General features: G+C 70.0%; 20 protein-coding genes and 1 pseudogene. 11 read left to right on the top strand and 10 right to left on the bottom strand.

The genetic code is table 11. The features are described 5' to 3' along the window. A partial coding sequence (locus AC27VN_RS14525; RefSeq protein WP_490876973.1) for an Lhr family helicase occupies positions 1–513 on the top strand: 513 nt, incomplete at its 5' end. A gap of 15 nt (positions 514–528) precedes the next feature. On the opposite strand, the gene AC27VN_RS14520 is transcribed toward AC27VN_RS14525, so the two are convergent. Next, positions 529–1,251, bottom strand: coding sequence for an MgtC/SapB family protein (locus AC27VN_RS14520; RefSeq protein ID WP_431514642.1), 723 nt, complete (start codon positions 1,249–1,251; stop codon positions 529–531). A gap of 14 nt (positions 1,252–1,265) precedes the next feature. Continuing rightward, positions 1,266–2,984, bottom strand: coding sequence for a thiamine pyrophosphate-dependent enzyme (locus tag AC27VN_RS14515; RefSeq protein ID WP_490876972.1), 1,719 nt, complete (start codon positions 2,982–2,984; stop codon positions 1,266–1,268). Positions 2,985–3,154: 170 nt separating this feature from the next. On the opposite strand from AC27VN_RS14515, the gene AC27VN_RS14510 reads away from it, so the two are divergent. After that, on the top strand, positions 3,155–4,072 hold the full coding sequence (locus tag AC27VN_RS14510; RefSeq protein WP_490876971.1) for a DMT family transporter: 918 nt from the start codon (positions 3,155–3,157) through the stop codon (positions 4,070–4,072). Here the strand turns inward: AC27VN_RS14510 and AC27VN_RS14505 are convergent. Both AC27VN_RS14505 and AC27VN_RS14500 read right to left on the bottom strand, forming a co-directional pair. Beyond that, complete coding sequence (locus AC27VN_RS14505) at positions 4,067–5,251, bottom strand: MFS transporter (protein WP_490876970.1); 1,185 nt, start codon at positions 5,249–5,251, stop codon at positions 4,067–4,069. The genes AC27VN_RS14510 and AC27VN_RS14505 overlap by 6 nt on opposite strands. Positions 5,252–5,261: 10 nt before the next feature. Next, the gene (locus AC27VN_RS14500; RefSeq protein WP_490876969.1) at positions 5,262–6,095 is read right to left on the bottom strand and encodes an isocitrate lyase/PEP mutase family protein; all 834 of its coding nucleotides are present in this window, start codon (positions 6,093–6,095) and stop codon (positions 5,262–5,264) included. 137 nt (positions 6,096–6,232) lie between these two features. On the opposite strand from AC27VN_RS14500, the gene AC27VN_RS14495 reads away from it, so the two are divergent. The 3 genes from AC27VN_RS14495 to AC27VN_RS14485 all read left to right on the top strand — a co-directional run bounded on the left by AC27VN_RS14495 (position 6,233) and on the right by AC27VN_RS14485 (position 8,669). Further along, positions 6,233–7,180: a GlxA family transcriptional regulator gene (locus AC27VN_RS14495; protein ID WP_208513440.1), complete on the top strand. Its 948-nt coding sequence runs from the start codon at positions 6,233–6,235 to the stop codon at positions 7,178–7,180. 117 nt (positions 7,181–7,297) lie between these two features. Next, the gene (gene budC, locus AC27VN_RS14490; protein WP_490876968.1) at positions 7,298–8,062 is read left to right on the top strand and encodes a meso-2,3-butanediol dehydrogenase; all 765 of its coding nucleotides are present in this window, start codon (positions 7,298–7,300) and stop codon (positions 8,060–8,062) included. Between the two features lie 118 nt (positions 8,063–8,180). Next, positions 8,181–8,669, top strand: coding sequence for a hemerythrin domain-containing protein (locus AC27VN_RS14485; protein WP_398493189.1), 489 nt, complete (start codon positions 8,181–8,183; stop codon positions 8,667–8,669). A 37-nt stretch (positions 8,670–8,706) separates the two neighbouring features. On the opposite strand, the gene AC27VN_RS14480 is transcribed toward AC27VN_RS14485, so the two are convergent. Both AC27VN_RS14480 and AC27VN_RS14475 read right to left on the bottom strand, forming a co-directional pair. Continuing rightward, entirely contained in the window at positions 8,707–8,925 is a 219-nt protein-coding gene (locus tag AC27VN_RS14480) for a hypothetical protein (RefSeq protein ID WP_490876967.1), read from the bottom strand. A gap of 54 nt (positions 8,926–8,979) precedes the next feature. Next, positions 8,980–9,357: a hypothetical protein gene (locus AC27VN_RS14475; protein ID WP_398493191.1), complete on the bottom strand. Its 378-nt coding sequence runs from the start codon at positions 9,355–9,357 to the stop codon at positions 8,980–8,982. Between the two features lie 236 nt (positions 9,358–9,593). Between AC27VN_RS14475 and AC27VN_RS14470 the strand changes: the two genes are divergently transcribed. From AC27VN_RS14470 to AC27VN_RS14455, 4 genes are all read left to right on the top strand, one after another. Beyond that, positions 9,594–10,061 (top strand): ferritin-like domain-containing protein, encoded by a 468-nt coding sequence (locus tag AC27VN_RS14470; RefSeq protein ID WP_093349562.1) that lies wholly within the window; start codon positions 9,594–9,596, stop codon positions 10,059–10,061. Between the two features lie 2 nt (positions 10,062–10,063). After that, entirely contained in the window at positions 10,064–10,270 is a 207-nt protein-coding gene (locus AC27VN_RS14465) for a hypothetical protein (RefSeq protein WP_490876966.1), read from the top strand. Positions 10,271–10,324: 54 nt separating this feature from the next. Next, positions 10,325–10,507 carry a DUF3606 domain-containing protein gene (locus AC27VN_RS14460; RefSeq protein ID WP_490876965.1) on the top strand — a complete coding sequence of 61 codons (183 nt, stop codon included), beginning with the start codon at positions 10,325–10,327 and terminating at the stop codon, positions 10,505–10,507. A 67-nt stretch (positions 10,508–10,574) separates the two neighbouring features. Then, positions 10,575–12,869 (top strand): FdhF/YdeP family oxidoreductase, encoded by a 2,295-nt coding sequence (locus AC27VN_RS14455; protein ID WP_490876964.1) that lies wholly within the window; start codon positions 10,575–10,577, stop codon positions 12,867–12,869. Positions 12,870–12,902: 33 nt separating this feature from the next. On the opposite strand, the gene AC27VN_RS14450 is transcribed toward AC27VN_RS14455, so the two are convergent. After that, the gene (locus AC27VN_RS14450; protein WP_093349572.1) at positions 12,903–13,112 is read right to left on the bottom strand and encodes a DUF3606 domain-containing protein; all 210 of its coding nucleotides are present in this window, start codon (positions 13,110–13,112) and stop codon (positions 12,903–12,905) included. Positions 13,113–13,202: 90 nt separating this feature from the next. Further along, a complete protein-coding gene (locus AC27VN_RS14445) occupies positions 13,203–13,460 on the bottom strand; it encodes a DUF2934 domain-containing protein (RefSeq protein ID WP_177239467.1) in 258 nt (85 codons plus the stop codon). Between the two features lie 307 nt (positions 13,461–13,767). Here AC27VN_RS14445 and AC27VN_RS14440 point away from each other — a divergent pair, with 307 nt between their 5' ends. Together AC27VN_RS14440 and AC27VN_RS14435 are read left to right on the top strand one after the other, a co-directional pair. After that, a complete protein-coding gene (locus AC27VN_RS14440; RefSeq protein ID WP_490876963.1) occupies positions 13,768–14,262 on the top strand; it encodes a low affinity iron permease family protein in 495 nt (164 codons plus the stop codon). Between the two features lie 44 nt (positions 14,263–14,306). Then, complete coding sequence (locus AC27VN_RS14435; protein ID WP_490876962.1) at positions 14,307–15,179, top strand: SDR family oxidoreductase; 873 nt, start codon at positions 14,307–14,309, stop codon at positions 15,177–15,179. 3 nt (positions 15,180–15,182) lie between these two features. On the opposite strand, the gene AC27VN_RS14430 is transcribed toward AC27VN_RS14435, so the two are convergent. After that, positions 15,183–15,719 carry an RNA polymerase sigma factor gene (locus AC27VN_RS14430; RefSeq protein WP_490876961.1) on the bottom strand — a complete coding sequence of 179 codons (537 nt, stop codon included), beginning with the start codon at positions 15,717–15,719 and terminating at the stop codon, positions 15,183–15,185. Between the two features lie 26 nt (positions 15,720–15,745). Then, positions 15,746–15,925, bottom strand: a pseudogene (locus AC27VN_RS14425) (hypothetical protein); the annotation flags it as partial.

The following is a 15,925-nucleotide window of genomic DNA, read 5'->3' as shown; positions in this document are numbered from 1 at the left end:
GCGCTGGCCGCCAGCTCCGCCGAGGCGATCGAACAGGTGGTGCACGTGCTGCTTCGCCGCTACGGCGTCGTCTGCTGGCGGCTGCTCGAGCGCGAAGCCGCGTGGCTGCCGCCCTGGCGCGAGTTGGTGCGCGTGTGCCGCCGGCTCGAGGCGCGCGGCGAGATCCGTGGCGGTCGCTTCATCGCTGGCGTGTCGGGCGAGCAGTTCGCCTTGCCCGAGGCGGTGGCGTCGATGCGGCGGGTGCGCCGCGAGCCGGGCGACGGCGCGCTGATCGCGCTCGCGGCCAGCGACCCGGCCAACCTGCTCGGCACCGTCGTGAACGGCCCGAAGGTGCCGCGGGTCGCGGGCTCGCGCGTGCTGTATTGCGACGGCGTGCCGATCGCGACCAGCGTGGCGGGAGAGATCAGCCTGCTGGTCGAGCTCGATGCCGCGCGGGCGCAGGCGGCGAGGCGTGCGCTCTCGCTCGAACCCTCGCTGCGCAGCCACGAACTCGCCGCGCAACCGTCGGCTTGAGCCCGCGCGACGCCCTCAACTGGCCTCGGCGCCGTGCCCGCCGCCGCGCGTCACGACCTCGACCGACTGCACGCCTTCCAGCGTCTCGAGCCGCCGCACGAAATTGCCGATGTCGGCCGACGACACGCGCACCAGCTGCACCGTGATGTCGTCGAGCTCACCGCCCGGCCGCACCGCGACCAGGAAACGCCGCAACCGCGCGGGCTGCAGCTCGAGCCCCTGCTCGAGCGACTCCGGGCTCACCGCGCCGTGCGTCGCGACCACGCGCAGCCGGCAGCTCTGGCTGCGCGCGCGGTAGGCTTCTTCCAGCGGCTTGATGCCCGCGAGGATCACCAGGATGATCACGGTCGAGGCGGCGGCTGGAAAGTAGAGCCCGCCGCCGACCGCGAGCCCGATCGCGGCCACGGTCCAGATGCTCGCGGCGGTCGTGAGCCCGCGCACGATCTCCCCGCGCGCGAGGATCGCGCCGGCACCGAGGAAGCCGATGCCCGACACCACCTGCGCGGCCGCGCGCGACGGGTCGAGCACCACGTGCTCGCCGCGCAGGCTGTCCGCGAAGCCATAGGCCGACACCAGCATGAAGAGGCAGGCGCCCACGCTCACCAGCATGTGCGTGCGGATGCCCGCGGCCCACAGCAGGCGCTCGCGCTCCAGGCCGACGAGGCTGCCGAGCGCGGCGGCGACGAACAGGCGCAGCAGCGTCTCGCCATGGGACAGAAGAACGTTGCCGTGCAGCATGGACAGGGCCGGCGTCATTCGGTGAAGTTGTCCTTGATCAGGTCCACCACGTCGGACGACCGCCCGCCGAGCACCGCCTTGGCGGAGTACAGCATCGTGCCCGCGACCTGGCTGAACTCCACCTTCGGCGGCATCACCAGCTCGGTGCGGTTGACCTTCACGTCGAGCAGCGCCGGCCCGGGATGCGCGAGGAAGGCGCGCACGGCATCGGGCAACTGCTCGGCGCGCTCCACCTTCTGCCCGTAGAAGCCGATCACCTCCGCCAGCCGCGCGAAGTCGGGGTTCAGCAGGTCGGTGTAGTTGTCGAGCAGCCCTTCCACCTTCTGCTCGAGCTCCACGAAGTTCAGGCTCGCGTTGTTGTAGACCACGACCTTGATCGGCAGCTTCTCCTGCACGGCCGTCATCAGGTCGCCCAGCAGCATCGCGATGCCGCCGTCGCCCGACAGCGAGATCACCTGCCGGCCCGGGAAGGCTTTCTGCGCGCCCAGCGCCTGCGGCATGGCGTTGGCCATGGTCCCGTGCAGCAGGCTCACGAGCGTGCGGCGGCGCCCGTTCATCGTCAGGTGGCGCAGCGACCACACCATCGGGCTGCCGCCATCGGCCGTGAAGACGGCATCGTCGGCCGCCAGTTCGTCGATCACGCGCGTGAGGTGCTGCGGATGGATCAGCCCCGCCTTGCCGGGCCGCTCGTCGCGGCGCAGCGTCTCCAGCGAAGCCTTGCGATGGCGCAGGCAGTCGTCGAGAAAGCTTCGGTCGGCGCGCTCCTCGAGCAGGGGAATCAGCGCCTCGACCGTGTGCGCGATGTCGCCCACCAGCCCCAGCGCCACCGGATGGCGGCGCCCGAGATGGCTGCCGTCGACGTCGATCTGCAGGATGGTCGCCTTGGCCGGATAGAACTGGCTCCACGCGAAGTCGGCGCCCAGCAGCAGCAGCGTGTCGCACTCCTGCAGCGCGCGGTAGCCCGACTCCACGCCGAAGATGCCGGTCATGCCCATGTTGAAGGGGTTGTCGTACTCCACGAAATCCTTGGCGCGCGAGGTGTGGGCGATCGGCGCCTTCAGGCACTGGCCGAGCGCCAGCAGCATCTCGTGCGCGCCCTCGCAGCCATGGCCCGCATAGATCGCGATCTTCTTTCCCTTGCCGAGCAGGGCCGCCAGCTGCGCGAGTTCGGCATCGTTGGGCCGGATCACCGGCGCGGCGCGGTGCACCGAGAAGCCCAGGCCTTCCTTCACCTCGGTCTGCGCGATGTCGCTCGGCAAAATGACGACGGCCACGCCGCGCCGCGACAGCGCCGCCTGCGCCGCGAGCGCCACCACGCGTTGCGCCTGTTCGGCCGACTGCACCTGTTCGCAGAAGACGCTGCAGCCCGCATAGAGCGACTTGAAGTCCACCTCCTGCGGAAACTCCATGCCGAGCTCGGCCGTCACGATCTGGCTCGCGATCAGCACCACGGGCGCGCGGTTGCGGTTCGCCTCGAAGACGCCGTTGATGAAGTGCAGCCCGCCCGGCCCGCACGAGCCCGCGCAGAGGCTCAACTCGCCCGTCAGGTACGACTCCGCGCCGGCGGCGAAAGCGGCCGCTTCCTCGTGGCGCACATGCACCCATTCGATCTCGCTGCGGCGGATCGCGTCGGTCACGTGGTTCAGCGTGTCGCCGACGATCCCGTAGCAACGTCTGGCGCCGGCCTTCTGCAGGGTTTCGATGACGAGGTCGGCGACTTTCTTGTGGGCCATGCGGGGCTTCCTTTGCGACAAAGAAAAGAGGCTACGCATGCGCCCCGCGCGGCCCGTGGGCAGCCGTCGGAATCGTGGGTAGGATTTCGCCGCACAGGCAGAATGCGCCAAACATCCCGCAAAAGCCCGACGGCGGCAACCACCCGCCCCGTCGCGAGACAACCCACCCGATGCAATCGACCGGAACCCTGCGCGGCATCGCCGCGATGCTGCTGGCCTGCGCCTTCTTCGCCTGCATGGACGCGCTGCTCAAGACCCTGGCCGCGCACTATCCGCCGGCGCAGGTGATGGCACTGCGCGGCCTCACCGCCCTGCCCCTGGTCTGCCTCTATGTCGCCTGGCGCCGCGAGGCGGCCGGCGTCTTCAACCGCCGGTTGCGCTGGCGGCTGCACCTGCTGCGCGCCGTGCTGAACATGGCGATGCTCGTGCTCTTCGTCCATGGCCTCAAGACCCTGGGGCTGGCCGAGGCCTACACGCTCACCTTCATCGCGCCGCTGCTGATGGTGCTGATCGCCGTGCCGATGCTCGGCGAGTCGATCCACGCGCGGCACTGGGTCGCCATCGGGCTGGGCTTCGCGGGCGTGGTGATCGCGCTGCGGCCCGAGCAGGGCGCCTTCCTCTCGGCGGGCGCCATCGCGATCCTGGTGGCCGCGGTCTGCTATGCGCTGTCGAACATGCTGGGCCGGCTCATCAGCCGCACCGAGCCGAGCGCCGCGCTGGTGTTCTGGACCACCGTCGGCATGGCCCTGGGCGGCAGCCTGCTGGCGGCGCCGCAATGGGTGCCGGTCCGCGCCGAGCACGCATGGATGCTCGCGGGGCTGGCCCTCAGCGGCTTCCTCGGGCAACTGGCGATCGCCGAGGCGTTCCGCCATGGCCAGGCCGCCGCCATCGCGCCCTTCGAGTACAGCGCGCTGGCCTGGGCCATCCTGCTCGACTGGCTGTTCTGGCAGGCCGTGCCCGATGCCTGGACCCTGGGTGGTGGCGCGCTGATCGTCGCGAGCGGCCTGTGGCTGGCGCGCAGCGAAGCATCGCGATCGGCCCGGAACAAGCAGCAGCCGGCCGCCTCCGCGACTCGCCCCTCGTCATGAGCGCGCCGGCAGCGCGGCGCTCGCAACCCCCTCGGCACGGTGCCCGGCGATCCGGCGACCGGCCATGTGCGAGGTGAAGATCGCCAGCATGAAGACGCCCACGCTCAGCAGGCTCAGGTAGTGGGCGCCGAGCAGATGGATGCCCACGGCGCCCAGGATGCCGGCCGTCGTCACTCCGAGGTAGGTCGCCGCGGTATTGAGGCCGAGCAGCACCGGCGCGATGGGCGGCGCGATATTGACCAGCCGATACTGCTGCGGCCCCTGGATGCCCCACCCTGTCGCTCCCCAGATCGCGACGGCCACGACGGCGGGCCATAGCGAGGCGCTGGTCCAGGGCAGGAAGGCCATGTCCACCGCCTGGGCCGCCAGCACCACGAACATGACCTTCGTCGGGCTCGTCCTGTCGAGCACGCGCGCCAGCGCGATGTTGGTGAGCGTTCCGCTGGCGCCCCAGACCACCAGCAGCGCACCGAACACCAGCGCGTTGACCAGCACGCGATCGAACACGACCGAGAAGTAGACGTAGACCAGGAAATTGCCCGCCATGCCCAGGTAGGTGGTCAGCAGGGTCCAGCCGATGCGCGAATCCTTCAGCGGCGCCAGGCGCGTCCTGAGGCCGATCCTCGGCGTCAGCGGCACCTGCCTGAGCAGCACCAGGATGCCGAGGCCCGCCGCCAGCCCCACGGCCGAGACGAAGTACATCGTCCAGCGCCAGTCGCCGAGTCCTCCGAGCACCGTGCCGATCGGCGAGCCCAGTGCCGTGGCCGCCGTCAGCCCCGCGACGATCACGGCGATCGCCTGGCCGCGGCGGTTCGGCTCCACGATGCTCGCGCCCGTCCCGGTCGCGGTCGGGGAGTACATGGCCGCGCCCAGTCCGGCGAACACGCGCGACACCAGCGCGACCGCGAAGCTGGGCGCGAGCGCCGTGGCGAGGTTCGCGAGCACGAAGATGCCGAGTCCCGCCAGCATCAGCTGCTTGCGCGGGACGTTGCCCGCGACGGCGGCGATCGTCGGTGCCAGCAGCGCATAGGCGATCGCATAGAGCGTCGTCAACTGGCCGGCCACTGCGATGTCGACGTCGAAGCTGTGCGCCAGCTGCGGCAGGATGCCGGCCATCACGAAGGTGTCCGTGCCGAGCGCGAACATCCCGAGGGCCAGCACCAGCAATCGCTTGTCCATGGCTTTTCCTTCAGCGCGATGCAACGAAGAGCCGTTGCACCTCGGCGAACGGCTTCGCGTCGGCCGAGAGCGGATCGGAGTGGCCGGTCTCGAGGAAGCCCCGGGCGGCGCGCTCGGCCTGCCCCCACACCAGCTGCGGGATCGCGGAGCCCGCGCTGAGGCGCCGCACGCCGAGCTTGGAGAGCGCCGCCGCACCGGGCAGGCCACCCCAGGCCATGACGTTCAGCGGCAGCCGCGTGGCGAGGGCGACGTCCTCGATCTCCGTCGGCTCGCGCAGGCCCGGCACGAACAGGCCGTCGGCGCCCGCGGCCGAGTACAGCGTCGCGCGCCGGATCGTCTCCTCCACGCGCTCCGAGGGCTCCGCGAGCCCGGCAAGGACGACGTCGGTGCGCGCGTTCACGAACAGGTCGGCGTTCGTCCGGTGCAGGAAGGCCCGGATCGCCTCGATCTTGGCCGCCAGCATCGCCGGGGCGTCCCGTCCGTCCTCGATGTTGATGCCCATCACGCCGAGGTCGAGCAGCCGCTGCACGAGTTCGACGACGGCCTGCGGGTCGTCCGAATAGCCGTTCTCGATGTCGACCGACAGCGGCACCGTGAGCACCCTGGCGATCCTCGCGACCGCACCGACGGCTTCGTCGACCGGCAGCGCCCGGCCGTCCGCATGGCCCAGCGACCAGGCGAGCCCCGCGCTGGTGGTGGCGATGGCCGCGGCACCGGCGTGCTCGAACAGCCGGGCCGAAGCCGCGTCCCAGGCATTGGGCAACACCAGCGGCGTGGCGGCGCGGTGAAGCTGGCGGAAATGCGCGACCGTGTTTCTCGCCGGGTCGAGGTGGGTGGAAGTCAATGCGTGCTCCTGGAGTGGGGCCCCTCGCGGGGTGACAGGCGTTGATCTTCAGTCTAAAATTCGATGGCGTTAAGGTCAGGTTTCCGTCTTTTTGCGCCATGGGTTCGCCCTGTGCGCACCATGGAACGAGGTGTCGGATGATTCGTGTCGGCGTGGTGATCTATCCCGGTTTTCAGCTGCTCACCCTGGCGGTGGTCTCGGTGTTCGAGTACGCCAACATGTCGCTGGCCGAGCCGCTGTATGTCCACACCCTGCTGTCCGAGCACGGCGGGCCCGTCCGCTCCTCGTGCGGCGTGGAGGTCGGCACGGTGCCGTTCGGCAACGCGCGCTACGACACCGTGCTGGTGGTCGGCGATACCGTCGTGACCGAGGGCTCCCCCGCCATGCTGGCCTTCCTGCGCAAATCGGCGCGCCGCGCGCGGCGCATGGGCGCGGCCTGCACCGGCGCCTTCAACCTCGCGCAGGCCGGGCTGCTCGACGGCAAGCGCGCGACCACGCACTGGGCCCACGTGGTCAAGATGCGGCGCCATCACCCGGAGGTGCTGCTCGAGGAGGACAGCATCTTCGTGCAGGACGGCAGTGTCTGGACCTCGGCCGGCGCCACCGCCTGCATCGACCTCGGCCTGGCCCTCGTCGAGGAGGACTGCGGTGCCGACGTCGCCAAGCTGGTGGCGAAGCGCATGGTCGTGTACCACCGGCGCACCGGCGGCCAGTCGCAGCATTCCGCGCTGCTCGAGCTGCGCCCGCGCACCGACCGCATCCAGAAGGCGCTCACCTATGCGAAGAGCCATCTGACGAACGAGCTCTCGCTCGAGGAGCTCGCCGAGGCCGCCAGCCTCAGCCCGCGCCAGTTCGGCCGCGTGTTCAGGGAGGAGACCGGCCAGACGCCCGCCAAGGCGATCGAGCGGCTGCGCACCGAGACCGCGCGGCTGATGATCGAGTCGCAGCTGCTGCCGATCGAGACCGTGGCGCGCGACACCGGCTTCGGCGATCCCGACCGCATGCGCCGGGCCTTCCTGCGGGCCTATGGGCAGCCGCCGCAGGTCATTCGCCGGGCCAATCGCTCCGAGGCGCGGCGCGCCTGAAGGATCCGGGGCGCGCGTCCCGCAGGCGCGCGTCCGACAACGCAATCGCCGCGCACCGACACCGCGCGCCGGTTCGGCTGCACAAGCTGCGGCGCTTCAATGTCCAGGAGCAGCAGCATGCAACGTTTCATCGATCGCGTCGTCATCGTCACGGGCGCCGGTTCCGGCATCGGCGAGGCCACGGCCCGCCGTTTCTCGCAGGAGGGCGCCAGCGTCGTGCTCGCGGGCGACACCAGGGCCAAGCTCGAGCGCGTCGCCGCCGACCTGCCGCCCGAACGCACGCTGGTCAAGCTCACCGACGTGTCGAACTACAAGCAGGTGCAGGCGCTGGTGGCCGCCACCATCAAGCGCTTCGGCGCGCTGCACGTGCTGTTCAACAACGCGGGCATCGCGGTCGAAGGCAGCGTGACCGAGGCGCCTTTCGACGGCTGGGCCAGGACCATGGCGACCAATGTCGGCGGCGTGTTCCATGGCTGCCGCGCGGCCATGCCGCATCTGATCGCGAGCCGCGGCTGCATCGTCAACACCGGCTCGGTCTCGGGGCTCGGCGGCGATTGGGCGCTCGGCTTCTACAACGCCTCGAAGGGCGCGATCGTCAACTTCACCAAGGCCCTCGCGCTCGACCACGGCAAGGACGGCGTGCGCGTCAACGCGGTCTGCCCGAGCCTGACGTTCACGCCGATGACCGAGGACATGAAGGGCGACCGCAAGCTGATGGCGAAATTCCGCGAGCGCATTCCGCTGGGGCGCGGGGCCGAGCCTTCGGAGATCGCGGCGGTCGTGGCCTTCCTGGCCAGCGACGACGCGAGCTTCGTCTCGGGGGTGGCACTGCCGGTGGACGGCGGGCTCATGGCCTCGAACGGGCAGCCCAACATGGCCTGAAGCGGCGCGGCTCGCGGGATGCGTCATTCCTGCGTGGCGATGCGCTGCAGGCCTACGCGATGCGGGCACCCCCGAACCGAGTGTCATGGCTCCCACGAAACCCAACCAGGAGCCCCACATGACCACCAAACGCGCCGAACCCGATGCCTGCAGCCTGCTCGATACCGACCACAAGAACGTGAAGAAGCTGTTCACGGCCTACGACGAACTCGTCGGCTCGAAGGCCGCGAGCGCGACCGCGAAGAAGCGCCAGCTGGCGCAGCAGATCTGCGCCGAACTCACGGTGCACACCCAGATCGAGGAAGAGATCTTCTACCCGGCGGTGCGCGAAGCGATCAAGGAAACCGACCTGCTCGACGAGGCCGAGGTCGAGCACGCCAGCGCCAAGGACCTGATCGCCCAGATCCAGGACGCCGAGGAGATCGACGAGATGTTCGATGCCAAGGTCAAGGTGCTGGGCGAATACATCGACCACCACGTCAAGGAAGAGCGCAACGAGATGTTCCCCAAGGCACGCGCTGCCAAGGGCCTGGACCTCGTGACGATGCGCGAGCTGATGGCGGCGCGCAAGGAAGAGCTGATGGCCGAGCTCACGGCGGCGGCTTGATTCATCGCGCCCCGTATCGAGCCCGCCGCGTGCGGGCCTAATCCGCGCGCTCGGCCTTCGAGAGAGCCGCCCTGCCCTCCGGCGTCACCCGAAAGATGATCGAGGGGCCCTGGGTCAATGGAACGCCCGGCGGCGGAAGCCGGGCCTCGATCAGGCCCGCGGCCTCGAGAACGATGGCGTTGCGGATGTCGGCCTCTTCATGAAGCGCGAGCGGAAACTGCGAATCCTTGATGCGGCGTAGAAAATCCATCGGCATGGGTGACCTCCGACGGGCGCGGATGATAGCCAAGACCGCGGGGGTTGCGCCATGTCATTTCACTACCGAATGCCCGGGAATGGGTTCCGCGCCCGCTCCGGCCTTGCGCCCCCGGCTCGACCGCGCGGGCCGACGACTGGGCATTTCCCCGAGGATGCCCGGCTGCTGACGCTGTGCGCGCGTCAACGCCGAGAGCCCTTCGGCGGTCACTTCGAGCACGATGGCGCGCGGAATGTAGAACTCGCCCGTGCGCTCCCGCAGTGGCCGATCGAAGGTCGCGCGCACGAGGCCCGCGGCCTCCAGCGAGAGCAGCTGTTCGATCTCGTCGCGCGAGGTGGACTCGGCCGGCAGCCGCCGCTGCCAGAAGGTGGCCAGCAGCTTCATGCTGACGAGCACCCGCTGCTGCCGTTCGCTGAGCATCTTCGAACGCATTCCTGCCACCTCCCGGTCGAAACCGAATCCTTGCCCCCTGCACCGGTTTATCGGCCACGGACCGCGCGGCAGGCGTAGGCGCGTTTCCGGTTCCCGCGACGTCCAGGCGCCCTGCGCATTCCGAGGCCGTCGGTGCGCCACGACGAGCTGGCGCGGCGGGCACCTACACGGCGCCCCGGGTCCGAGCCCCACCGTGAGGCATCGATCAGTCAACCAACCCACCCAGGAGCTACACCATGACCACCGCATCCATCACCAGCGACGAAGTCCTGTCGATCCTCAACGACCTGCTCGAGAACTCGCGCGACGGCGAATACGGATTCCGCGCCTGCGCCGACGAAGTCGAAGACACGCAGGTCAAGCAGGTCTTCGAGAACCGCGCGGTCCAATGCGCCGCGGCCGCCGAAGAGTTGGCCACCCTGATCCGCGCGCTCGGCGGCAAGGCGGACCAGGGCGGCAGCGTCAGCGGCGCGTTGCATCGCGGCTGGGTCCATGTGAAGGGCACGCTGGGTGCGGACAGCGCCCTGTCGATGCTCGAGGAGTGCGAACGCGGCGAAGATTCGGCCGTCGCGCGCTACCGCAAGGCGCTGAAGAACGACCTGCCCGCCGAAGTGCTCGCCGTCGTGCAGCGGCAGGCCGACGGTGCGCAGCGCAACCACGACCAGATCCGCGACCTGCGCGACCAGTACAAGGCCAAGGGCTGAGCATGACCACGCGCAAGCCCATGTCGCCCGTGAACATCGAGCAGAACCGCGAGATCGGCATCGACACGCCGCTGGACGGCAGCCGCATGGGCCGCGAGGCCGGCAAGCCCTCGGGCGATCCGGGCGAGCGCGGCCACGATGCGCCCCCGCCCGGCACCGAGGGCGCCAAGCCGCCCGCACAGACACGGCGCAACGGCGAGAAGGCCTAGCCGGCCGGCGGGCGCCTTGTCGCTGCTCATCGAGTCAATCCCTCAGGAGGTCCCATGACAGACGATCCCAAGAAGACCGCGCTCGATCGCAAGCTCATCGCGCTGCACGAACCCCATGAAGTCCGTTCGTGGACCCAGAGCCTGGGCTGCACCGAGACCCAGCTTCGCGACGCGGTGAAGGCCGTCGGCAATTCGGCCGAAGAGGTCCGCCAGTACCTGGCCGAGAAACTCAAATGAAGCGGCTTCGGCGGCACGAGGACCTCGCGCGACAGCCCCATCCCGGTCCCGGCCAGCGCTCGACGCAGTGAACGACGCGGCGAGCTTCGAGCGCTACGAACATCCGGCCGGCGGCTGGGGTTCGTTGAAGGCGGTGGGCAGCATCCTGCTGCGCGAGCACATCCCCATCCTGGGCGCGCGGGCCCTGCTCCAGCAGAACAAGCCCGATGGCTTCGCCTGCGTGAGCTGTGCCTGGGCCAAGCCCGGCCATCCGCGCACGGCCGAGTTCTGCGAGAACGGCGCCAAGGCCACGGCCTGGGAGCTCACGGCCAAGCGCATGCCGCCGGCCTTCTTCGAACAGCACACGGTCACGCAACTGCTCGGCTGGAGCGACCACGAACTCGAAGCCGGCGGCCGTCTCACGCGGCCGATGCGCTGGGACGCTGCGAGCGACCGCTACCTCGAAATCTCATGGGATGACGCCTTCGCGGAGATCGGCGCCGAGCTGCGCGCGCTGCGCCACGAGGATCCGGCCTCGGTGGTGTTCTATGCCTCGGGCCGCGCCTCGCTCGAGACCAGCTATCTCTACCAGCTGCTGGCGCGCCTGTACGGCAACAACAACCTGCCCGACAGCTCGAACATGTGCCACGAGACCACCTCGGTGGCGCTGCCCGAGACCATCGGCGTGCCCGTGGGCACGGTGCGGCTCGACGACTTCGAACAGTGCGACGCGATCTTCATCTTCGGCCACAACACCGGCGTGAGCAGCCCGCGCATGCTGCACCAGCTGCAGGAGGCGCGCCAGCGCGGCGCGAAGATCGTCACCTTCAATCCGCTGCGCGAACCCGGGCTGGTGCACTTCGCGAACCCGCAGTCGCCGGTGCAGATGCTCACGCCCGCCGAGACGCAGCTCAGCACCCAGTATCTGCAGGTGCGCAACGGCGGCGACCTCGCGGCGCTCGCGGGCCTGTGCAAGGCGCTGGTGGTGGCCGACGACGCGGCGCTCGCGGCCGGCGCACCTCGCGTGCTCGATGCCGGCTTTCTCGCCGCGCACACCGAGGGCTTCGAGGATTTCGCCACCTGGCTGCGCGAGGTCTCGTGGACCACCATCGCCGTGGAATCGGGCCTGACGCGCGAGGCGCTCGAACAGGCGGCCGCCACCTTCGCCGAGTCGCGCGCCGTGATCGGCATCTACGGCATGGGCCTGACCCAGCATGTGGAGGGCGTCGCGAACGTGCAGATGGTGTCGAACCTGCTGCTGCTCGGCGGCCATATCGGCCGCCCTGGCGCGGGCATCTGCCCGGTGCGCGGCCATTCGAACGTGCAGGGCCAGCGCGCCGTGGGCATCACCGAGAAACCCGAGCTCGCGCCACTCGACGCGATGGCGAAGCTCTACCGCTTCGAGCCGCCGCGCGAGAAGGGCCTCAACACGGTGGAGGCCTGCCGCGGCGTGCTCGACGGCTCGGTGCGCGCCTTCGTCGCGCTCGGCGGCAACTTCACGCGGGCCGTGCCCGACACCGACCGCATCGAGCCTGCATGGAAGAAGCTGCGGCTCACCGTCAACATCGCCACCAAGCTCAACCGCAGCCATCTGGTGCATGGCGAGGTGTCGTACCTGCTGCCCTGCCTGGGCCGCATCGAGATCGACCGCCAGGCCGGCGGCGAGCAATCGGTGTCGGTCGAGGACTCGACCGGCGTGATGCATGCGTCGCGCGGCGTGGCCGAGCCCGCCGCCCACACGCTGCGCTCCGAGGTCGCGATCGTCGCGGGCATCGCGCTCGCCACCTTGCCGCCGAACCCGGCCGTGCCCTGGGAGGCCTGGGCCGAAAACTATGCGCGCATCCGCGAGCACATCGCGCAGGTGCTGCCCGAGGTGTTCCATGACTTCAATGCGCGGCTCGAAGATCCGGCGGGCTTTCCTCGGCCGCTGCCCGCGCGCGAGCGCGTGTGGAAGACGAAGAACGGCAAGGCCAACTTCAAGGGCTACGGCCTGTTGCGCGAGGGCGCGGCGCCATCGCAGCAGGTGCTGCGGCTCATGACCTTGCGCAGCGACGACCAGTTCAACACCTCCATCTACAGCCTCGACGACCGCTTCCGCGGCATCCACGGCACGCGCCGCGTGCTGCTGATGAATGCGCGCGACATGGCGCGGCTGGCGCTGGCCGAGGGCGACATGGTCGATGTGAACGCCGAAGGGTTCGAGGACGCCGAGCGCCGGGTGACGGGCCTGCGCGTCACGCCCTACGACCTGCCCGAGGGCTGCGTGGGCGGCTACTACCCGGAGTGCAATCCGCTGATTCCGCTCGAGCACTTCGCGCGCCAGAGCATGGTGCCCGCGGCGAAGGCGATTCCCGTGCACGTGGCGCGCAGCCCGGTCGCCTGAACGGGCGCCGGGCCGCCGCGTCCGGCGGCACCGTCAGTCCTTGCCGGTGGCGTCGGTGCGCTCCGCATTGGTGGTGCTGCGCGAACCCTTGAGGTGGAGTTCGATGTCCGAGGCATTCGGGCCGACGGCACGAATGGCCTCCTCGACCTGCTCGACGGTGGCGTCCAGCTTGCGGGCGAGTTGCGCGACGTCCGCGGCGGACTTGGCATCGATCTTCGGCGAGGCATCGTTGTGAAGGGTCATGAAAGTGCTCCGGAAATCGGGTTGTGAACAAAGGCGCGGGCCAGCGCCGCAAAGCTGAGACGGTCGCCACGACCGCGCGGCCGCCGGTCTTCAGGACCCGGATCGGGCCTTCACCTCGGCCTCCGCGTCCAGCCAGTCCTGCTCGGCGTTGCCCTCGGTCTTTCCGCGGCGCTCGTAAGCGGCATAGGCGGCTTCGCGGATCGCCTGTTCCCGGTCGGTCTCGCCGGTTTCCTTCGGCGCGGCCGCCGCGGCGTCGTCCAGGCCTTCGGTGAGCGAATCGACCGGTGGGTTCGCGCCACCCGCCGGCGCGACCAGGGGCTGGTCGCCGCCATTCTTCGAACTTGCCATCTGAGGCTCCTTGCAGTGTTGGGTTCGATGGACGGTAAGCCGGCCAGCCGGCGGCTCCGTCTCTTCTTTGCGAACAATCTCGTAGGAGCAGGTCGCCCCGCGCCGACATGCCGTCGGCGGCGCGCGCGCCGCGGGCGCAGGCGCACTCCTGCAAGAGGATGCGCGCGAGGATGTCGCGTGCAGGCCGCCTGCGCACGCACGCTGCGACGGATCGCAGGAGATCGCAGGAGCACTTGCCCATATGTCAGACATCCAGCCTTTCCCACGCCCCCACCCTCGAGAGGACGACGATGGCCCCGTGGGCGGCATGCCCAACACCGCCACCGTCGCCTATGCCGGCAAGTCGCTCTGGCTCGCGCGCTTCGATCGCTTCGCCAGCCGCGTCACGCGCTGGGCCGGAACCCCGACCGCCTTCTGCGTTGCCTTGATGGCGGTGGCGGCCTGGGCGCTGTGCGGGCCGCTGTTCAAGTTCTCGGAGAACTGGCAGCTGGTGATCAACACCGGCACGACGATCGTGACCTTCCTCATGGTGTTCCTGATCCAGCAGAGCCAGAACAAGGACAGCGTGGCCGTGCACCTCAAGCTCGACGAACTGCTCGCCACCAGCCAGCGCGCGAGCAATCGCATGATCGGCATCGAGGCGCTGGACGAGCAGGAGCTGCAGCGCGTGGCCGCCTTCTATGCCCGTCTCGCGGAACGCGCCAAGGCCGGCAACCTGACGTCCGAGGCCGCGCAGAAGGTGGCGATGGGCAGGGACATGGCCAAGTGCGCGGAACGGTCGGAGTCCGCGGCGCGCTCCTGAGAACTTCCCCCCTTTCTTCCCTTGACATGCACGGAGAACCCGCCATGACCGATCCCCGCGAAGCAGGCCCCAGGCCGCCCTTCTCGACCTCCCAGCAGCAACCGCCCGGTCTCGAATCCGAGATGTCGCCGCGCCCCGACTTCGGCGAGAGCTCGTACGTGGGCGCCGGCAAGCTGCTCGGCAAGGCCGCCCTGATCACCGGCGGCGACAGCGGCATCGGCCGCGCCGTCGCGCTGGCCTTCGCGCGCGAAGGCGCGGACGTGGTGATCTCGTACCTGGCCGAAGAGGAGTCCGATGCGCAGCTCACCCGCGGCCTGGTCGAGGGCGCCGGGCGCCGTTGCGTGCTCGCGCCCGGCGACATCCGCGAGGAGGCGCAGTGCCAGGCCCTCGTGGCCACCACGCTCGAGCACTTCGGGCGCATCGACGTGCTGGTGAACAACGCCGCCTTCCAGATGTCGCACAAGTCGCTCGAGCAGATCAGCGCCGAGGAGTTCGACCGCACCTTCCGCACCAACGTCTACGCGAACTTCTACCTCTGCAAGGCCGCGGTGCCGCATATGAAGCCCGGCAGCTCGATCATCAGCACCGCCTCGGTCAATGCCGACAAGCCCAACGCCACGCTGGTGGCCTACGCCGCGACCAAGGGCGCGATCCAGAACCTCTCGGGCGGCATGGCGCAGCTGCTCGCCGACAAGGGCATCCGCGTGAACTGCGTGGCGCCGGGGCCGTTCTGGACGCCGCTGATCCCCTCCACCCTGCCGGCCGGCAATGTCAGGGAGTTCGGCACGCAGACGCCGATGAAGCGCCCGGGCCAGCCGCGCGAGCTGCAGGCGGTCTACGTGCTGCTGGCCTCCGACGAGGGCAGCTACATCTCGGGCGCGACGATTCCCGTGACCGGCGGCGTGCCCTTCCTCTGAAGCCTAGGCCGCGCAGCGCGCGAGCGGCAGATGCAGCAGCGCCTGGCGCAGCGTGGTGTCGACCCGCCGCAGCGACAGGCCGTGGCGCACCGCGACCTCCTCGCGCGTGAGCTCGTGCACCCGCAGCGCCACCAGGATGTGCTGGTGACGCAGCGGCAGCACCCGCATCGCGCGCTCCACGGCCTGGAGATCGGAGCGCGCCTCGGCGATCAGCTCCGGCCCGGGCGCCTGGTCCGCCAAGTGCTCTAGCGTTTCCTGCGCGCCATCCGCCGACTGCCACGGCCGCTCCGCGCGCAGCCGGTCCATGGCCGCGTTGCAGGCGACGCGGTAGACATAGGCCAGCGGGCTTTGCACGCCCGCGAAGGCCGTGCCGGCCAACCGCAGCCAGGCGTCGTGCAGGCTCTCGCTGGCCGCGTCGGCACTGCCCAGGTGGCGCGCGAGCCGGCGGTGCAGCTGCGCGTAGTTCGCCACCAGCAACGCCTGGAAGTCCGGCGACGGCGCACGGTCGATCCCTGCGGCATCGCCGCAGGACACGGACATCGGCGAGTTCATGGCGGGTGGCCGGGCTAGCGTCCGCGCGGCAGGCCGCGGCGTTCGTTCTCGGTCAGCCGCGCGATCTGCGCGTCGGTCAGCGCGCCATGCCCCAGCATCTGGATGAAGCCCGAGGGGTCGTAGCTGGCCTGCTCCGCCGGCTTGCGCGGCACCGGCCCGCCGCCCTCCCCGCCCGGCGTGCCGCCTCCACCGCC

Source organism: Variovorax sp. 20P10.2.4 (genome assembly GCF_058244205.1).
Note: the sequence above shows the minus strand (reverse complement) of the source record. Positions and strands in the feature narration are given on the sequence as shown.

Coding starts and splice junctions, on each gene's coding strand:
- AC27VN_RS14520 (WP_431514642.1), bottom strand. CDS start 1,251: ATGCTGCACGGCAACGTTCTTCTGTCCCATGGCGAGACGCTGCTGCGC.
- AC27VN_RS14515 (WP_490876972.1), bottom strand. CDS start 2,984: ATGGCCCACAAGAAAGTCGCCGACCTCGTCATCGAAACCCTGCAGAAG.
- AC27VN_RS14510 (WP_490876971.1), top strand. CDS start 3,155: ATGCAATCGACCGGAACCCTGCGCGGCATCGCCGCGATGCTGCTGGCC.
- AC27VN_RS14505 (WP_490876970.1), bottom strand. CDS start 5,251: ATGGACAAGCGATTGCTGGTGCTGGCCCTCGGGATGTTCGCGCTCGGC.
- AC27VN_RS14495 (WP_208513440.1), top strand. CDS start 6,233: ATGATTCGTGTCGGCGTGGTGATCTATCCCGGTTTTCAGCTGCTCACC.
- budC (WP_490876968.1), top strand. CDS start 7,298: ATGCAACGTTTCATCGATCGCGTCGTCATCGTCACGGGCGCCGGTTCC.
- AC27VN_RS14485 (WP_398493189.1), top strand. CDS start 8,181: ATGACCACCAAACGCGCCGAACCCGATGCCTGCAGCCTGCTCGATACC.
- AC27VN_RS14480 (WP_490876967.1), bottom strand. CDS start 8,925: ATGCCGATGGATTTTCTACGCCGCATCAAGGATTCGCAGTTTCCGCTC.
- AC27VN_RS14475 (WP_398493191.1), bottom strand. CDS start 9,357: ATGCGTTCGAAGATGCTCAGCGAACGGCAGCAGCGGGTGCTCGTCAGC.
- AC27VN_RS14470 (WP_093349562.1), top strand. CDS start 9,594: ATGACCACCGCATCCATCACCAGCGACGAAGTCCTGTCGATCCTCAAC.
- AC27VN_RS14465 (WP_490876966.1), top strand. CDS start 10,064: ATGACCACGCGCAAGCCCATGTCGCCCGTGAACATCGAGCAGAACCGC.
- AC27VN_RS14460 (WP_490876965.1), top strand. CDS start 10,325: ATGACAGACGATCCCAAGAAGACCGCGCTCGATCGCAAGCTCATCGCG.
- AC27VN_RS14450 (WP_093349572.1), bottom strand. CDS start 13,112: ATGACCCTTCACAACGATGCCTCGCCGAAGATCGATGCCAAGTCCGCC.
- AC27VN_RS14445 (WP_177239467.1), bottom strand. CDS start 13,460: ATGGCAAGTTCGAAGAATGGCGGCGACCAGCCCCTGGTCGCGCCGGCG.
- AC27VN_RS14440 (WP_490876963.1), top strand. CDS start 13,768: ATGCCCAACACCGCCACCGTCGCCTATGCCGGCAAGTCGCTCTGGCTC.
- AC27VN_RS14435 (WP_490876962.1), top strand. CDS start 14,307: ATGACCGATCCCCGCGAAGCAGGCCCCAGGCCGCCCTTCTCGACCTCC.
- AC27VN_RS14430 (WP_490876961.1), bottom strand. CDS start 15,719: ATGTCCGTGTCCTGCGGCGATGCCGCAGGGATCGACCGTGCGCCGTCG.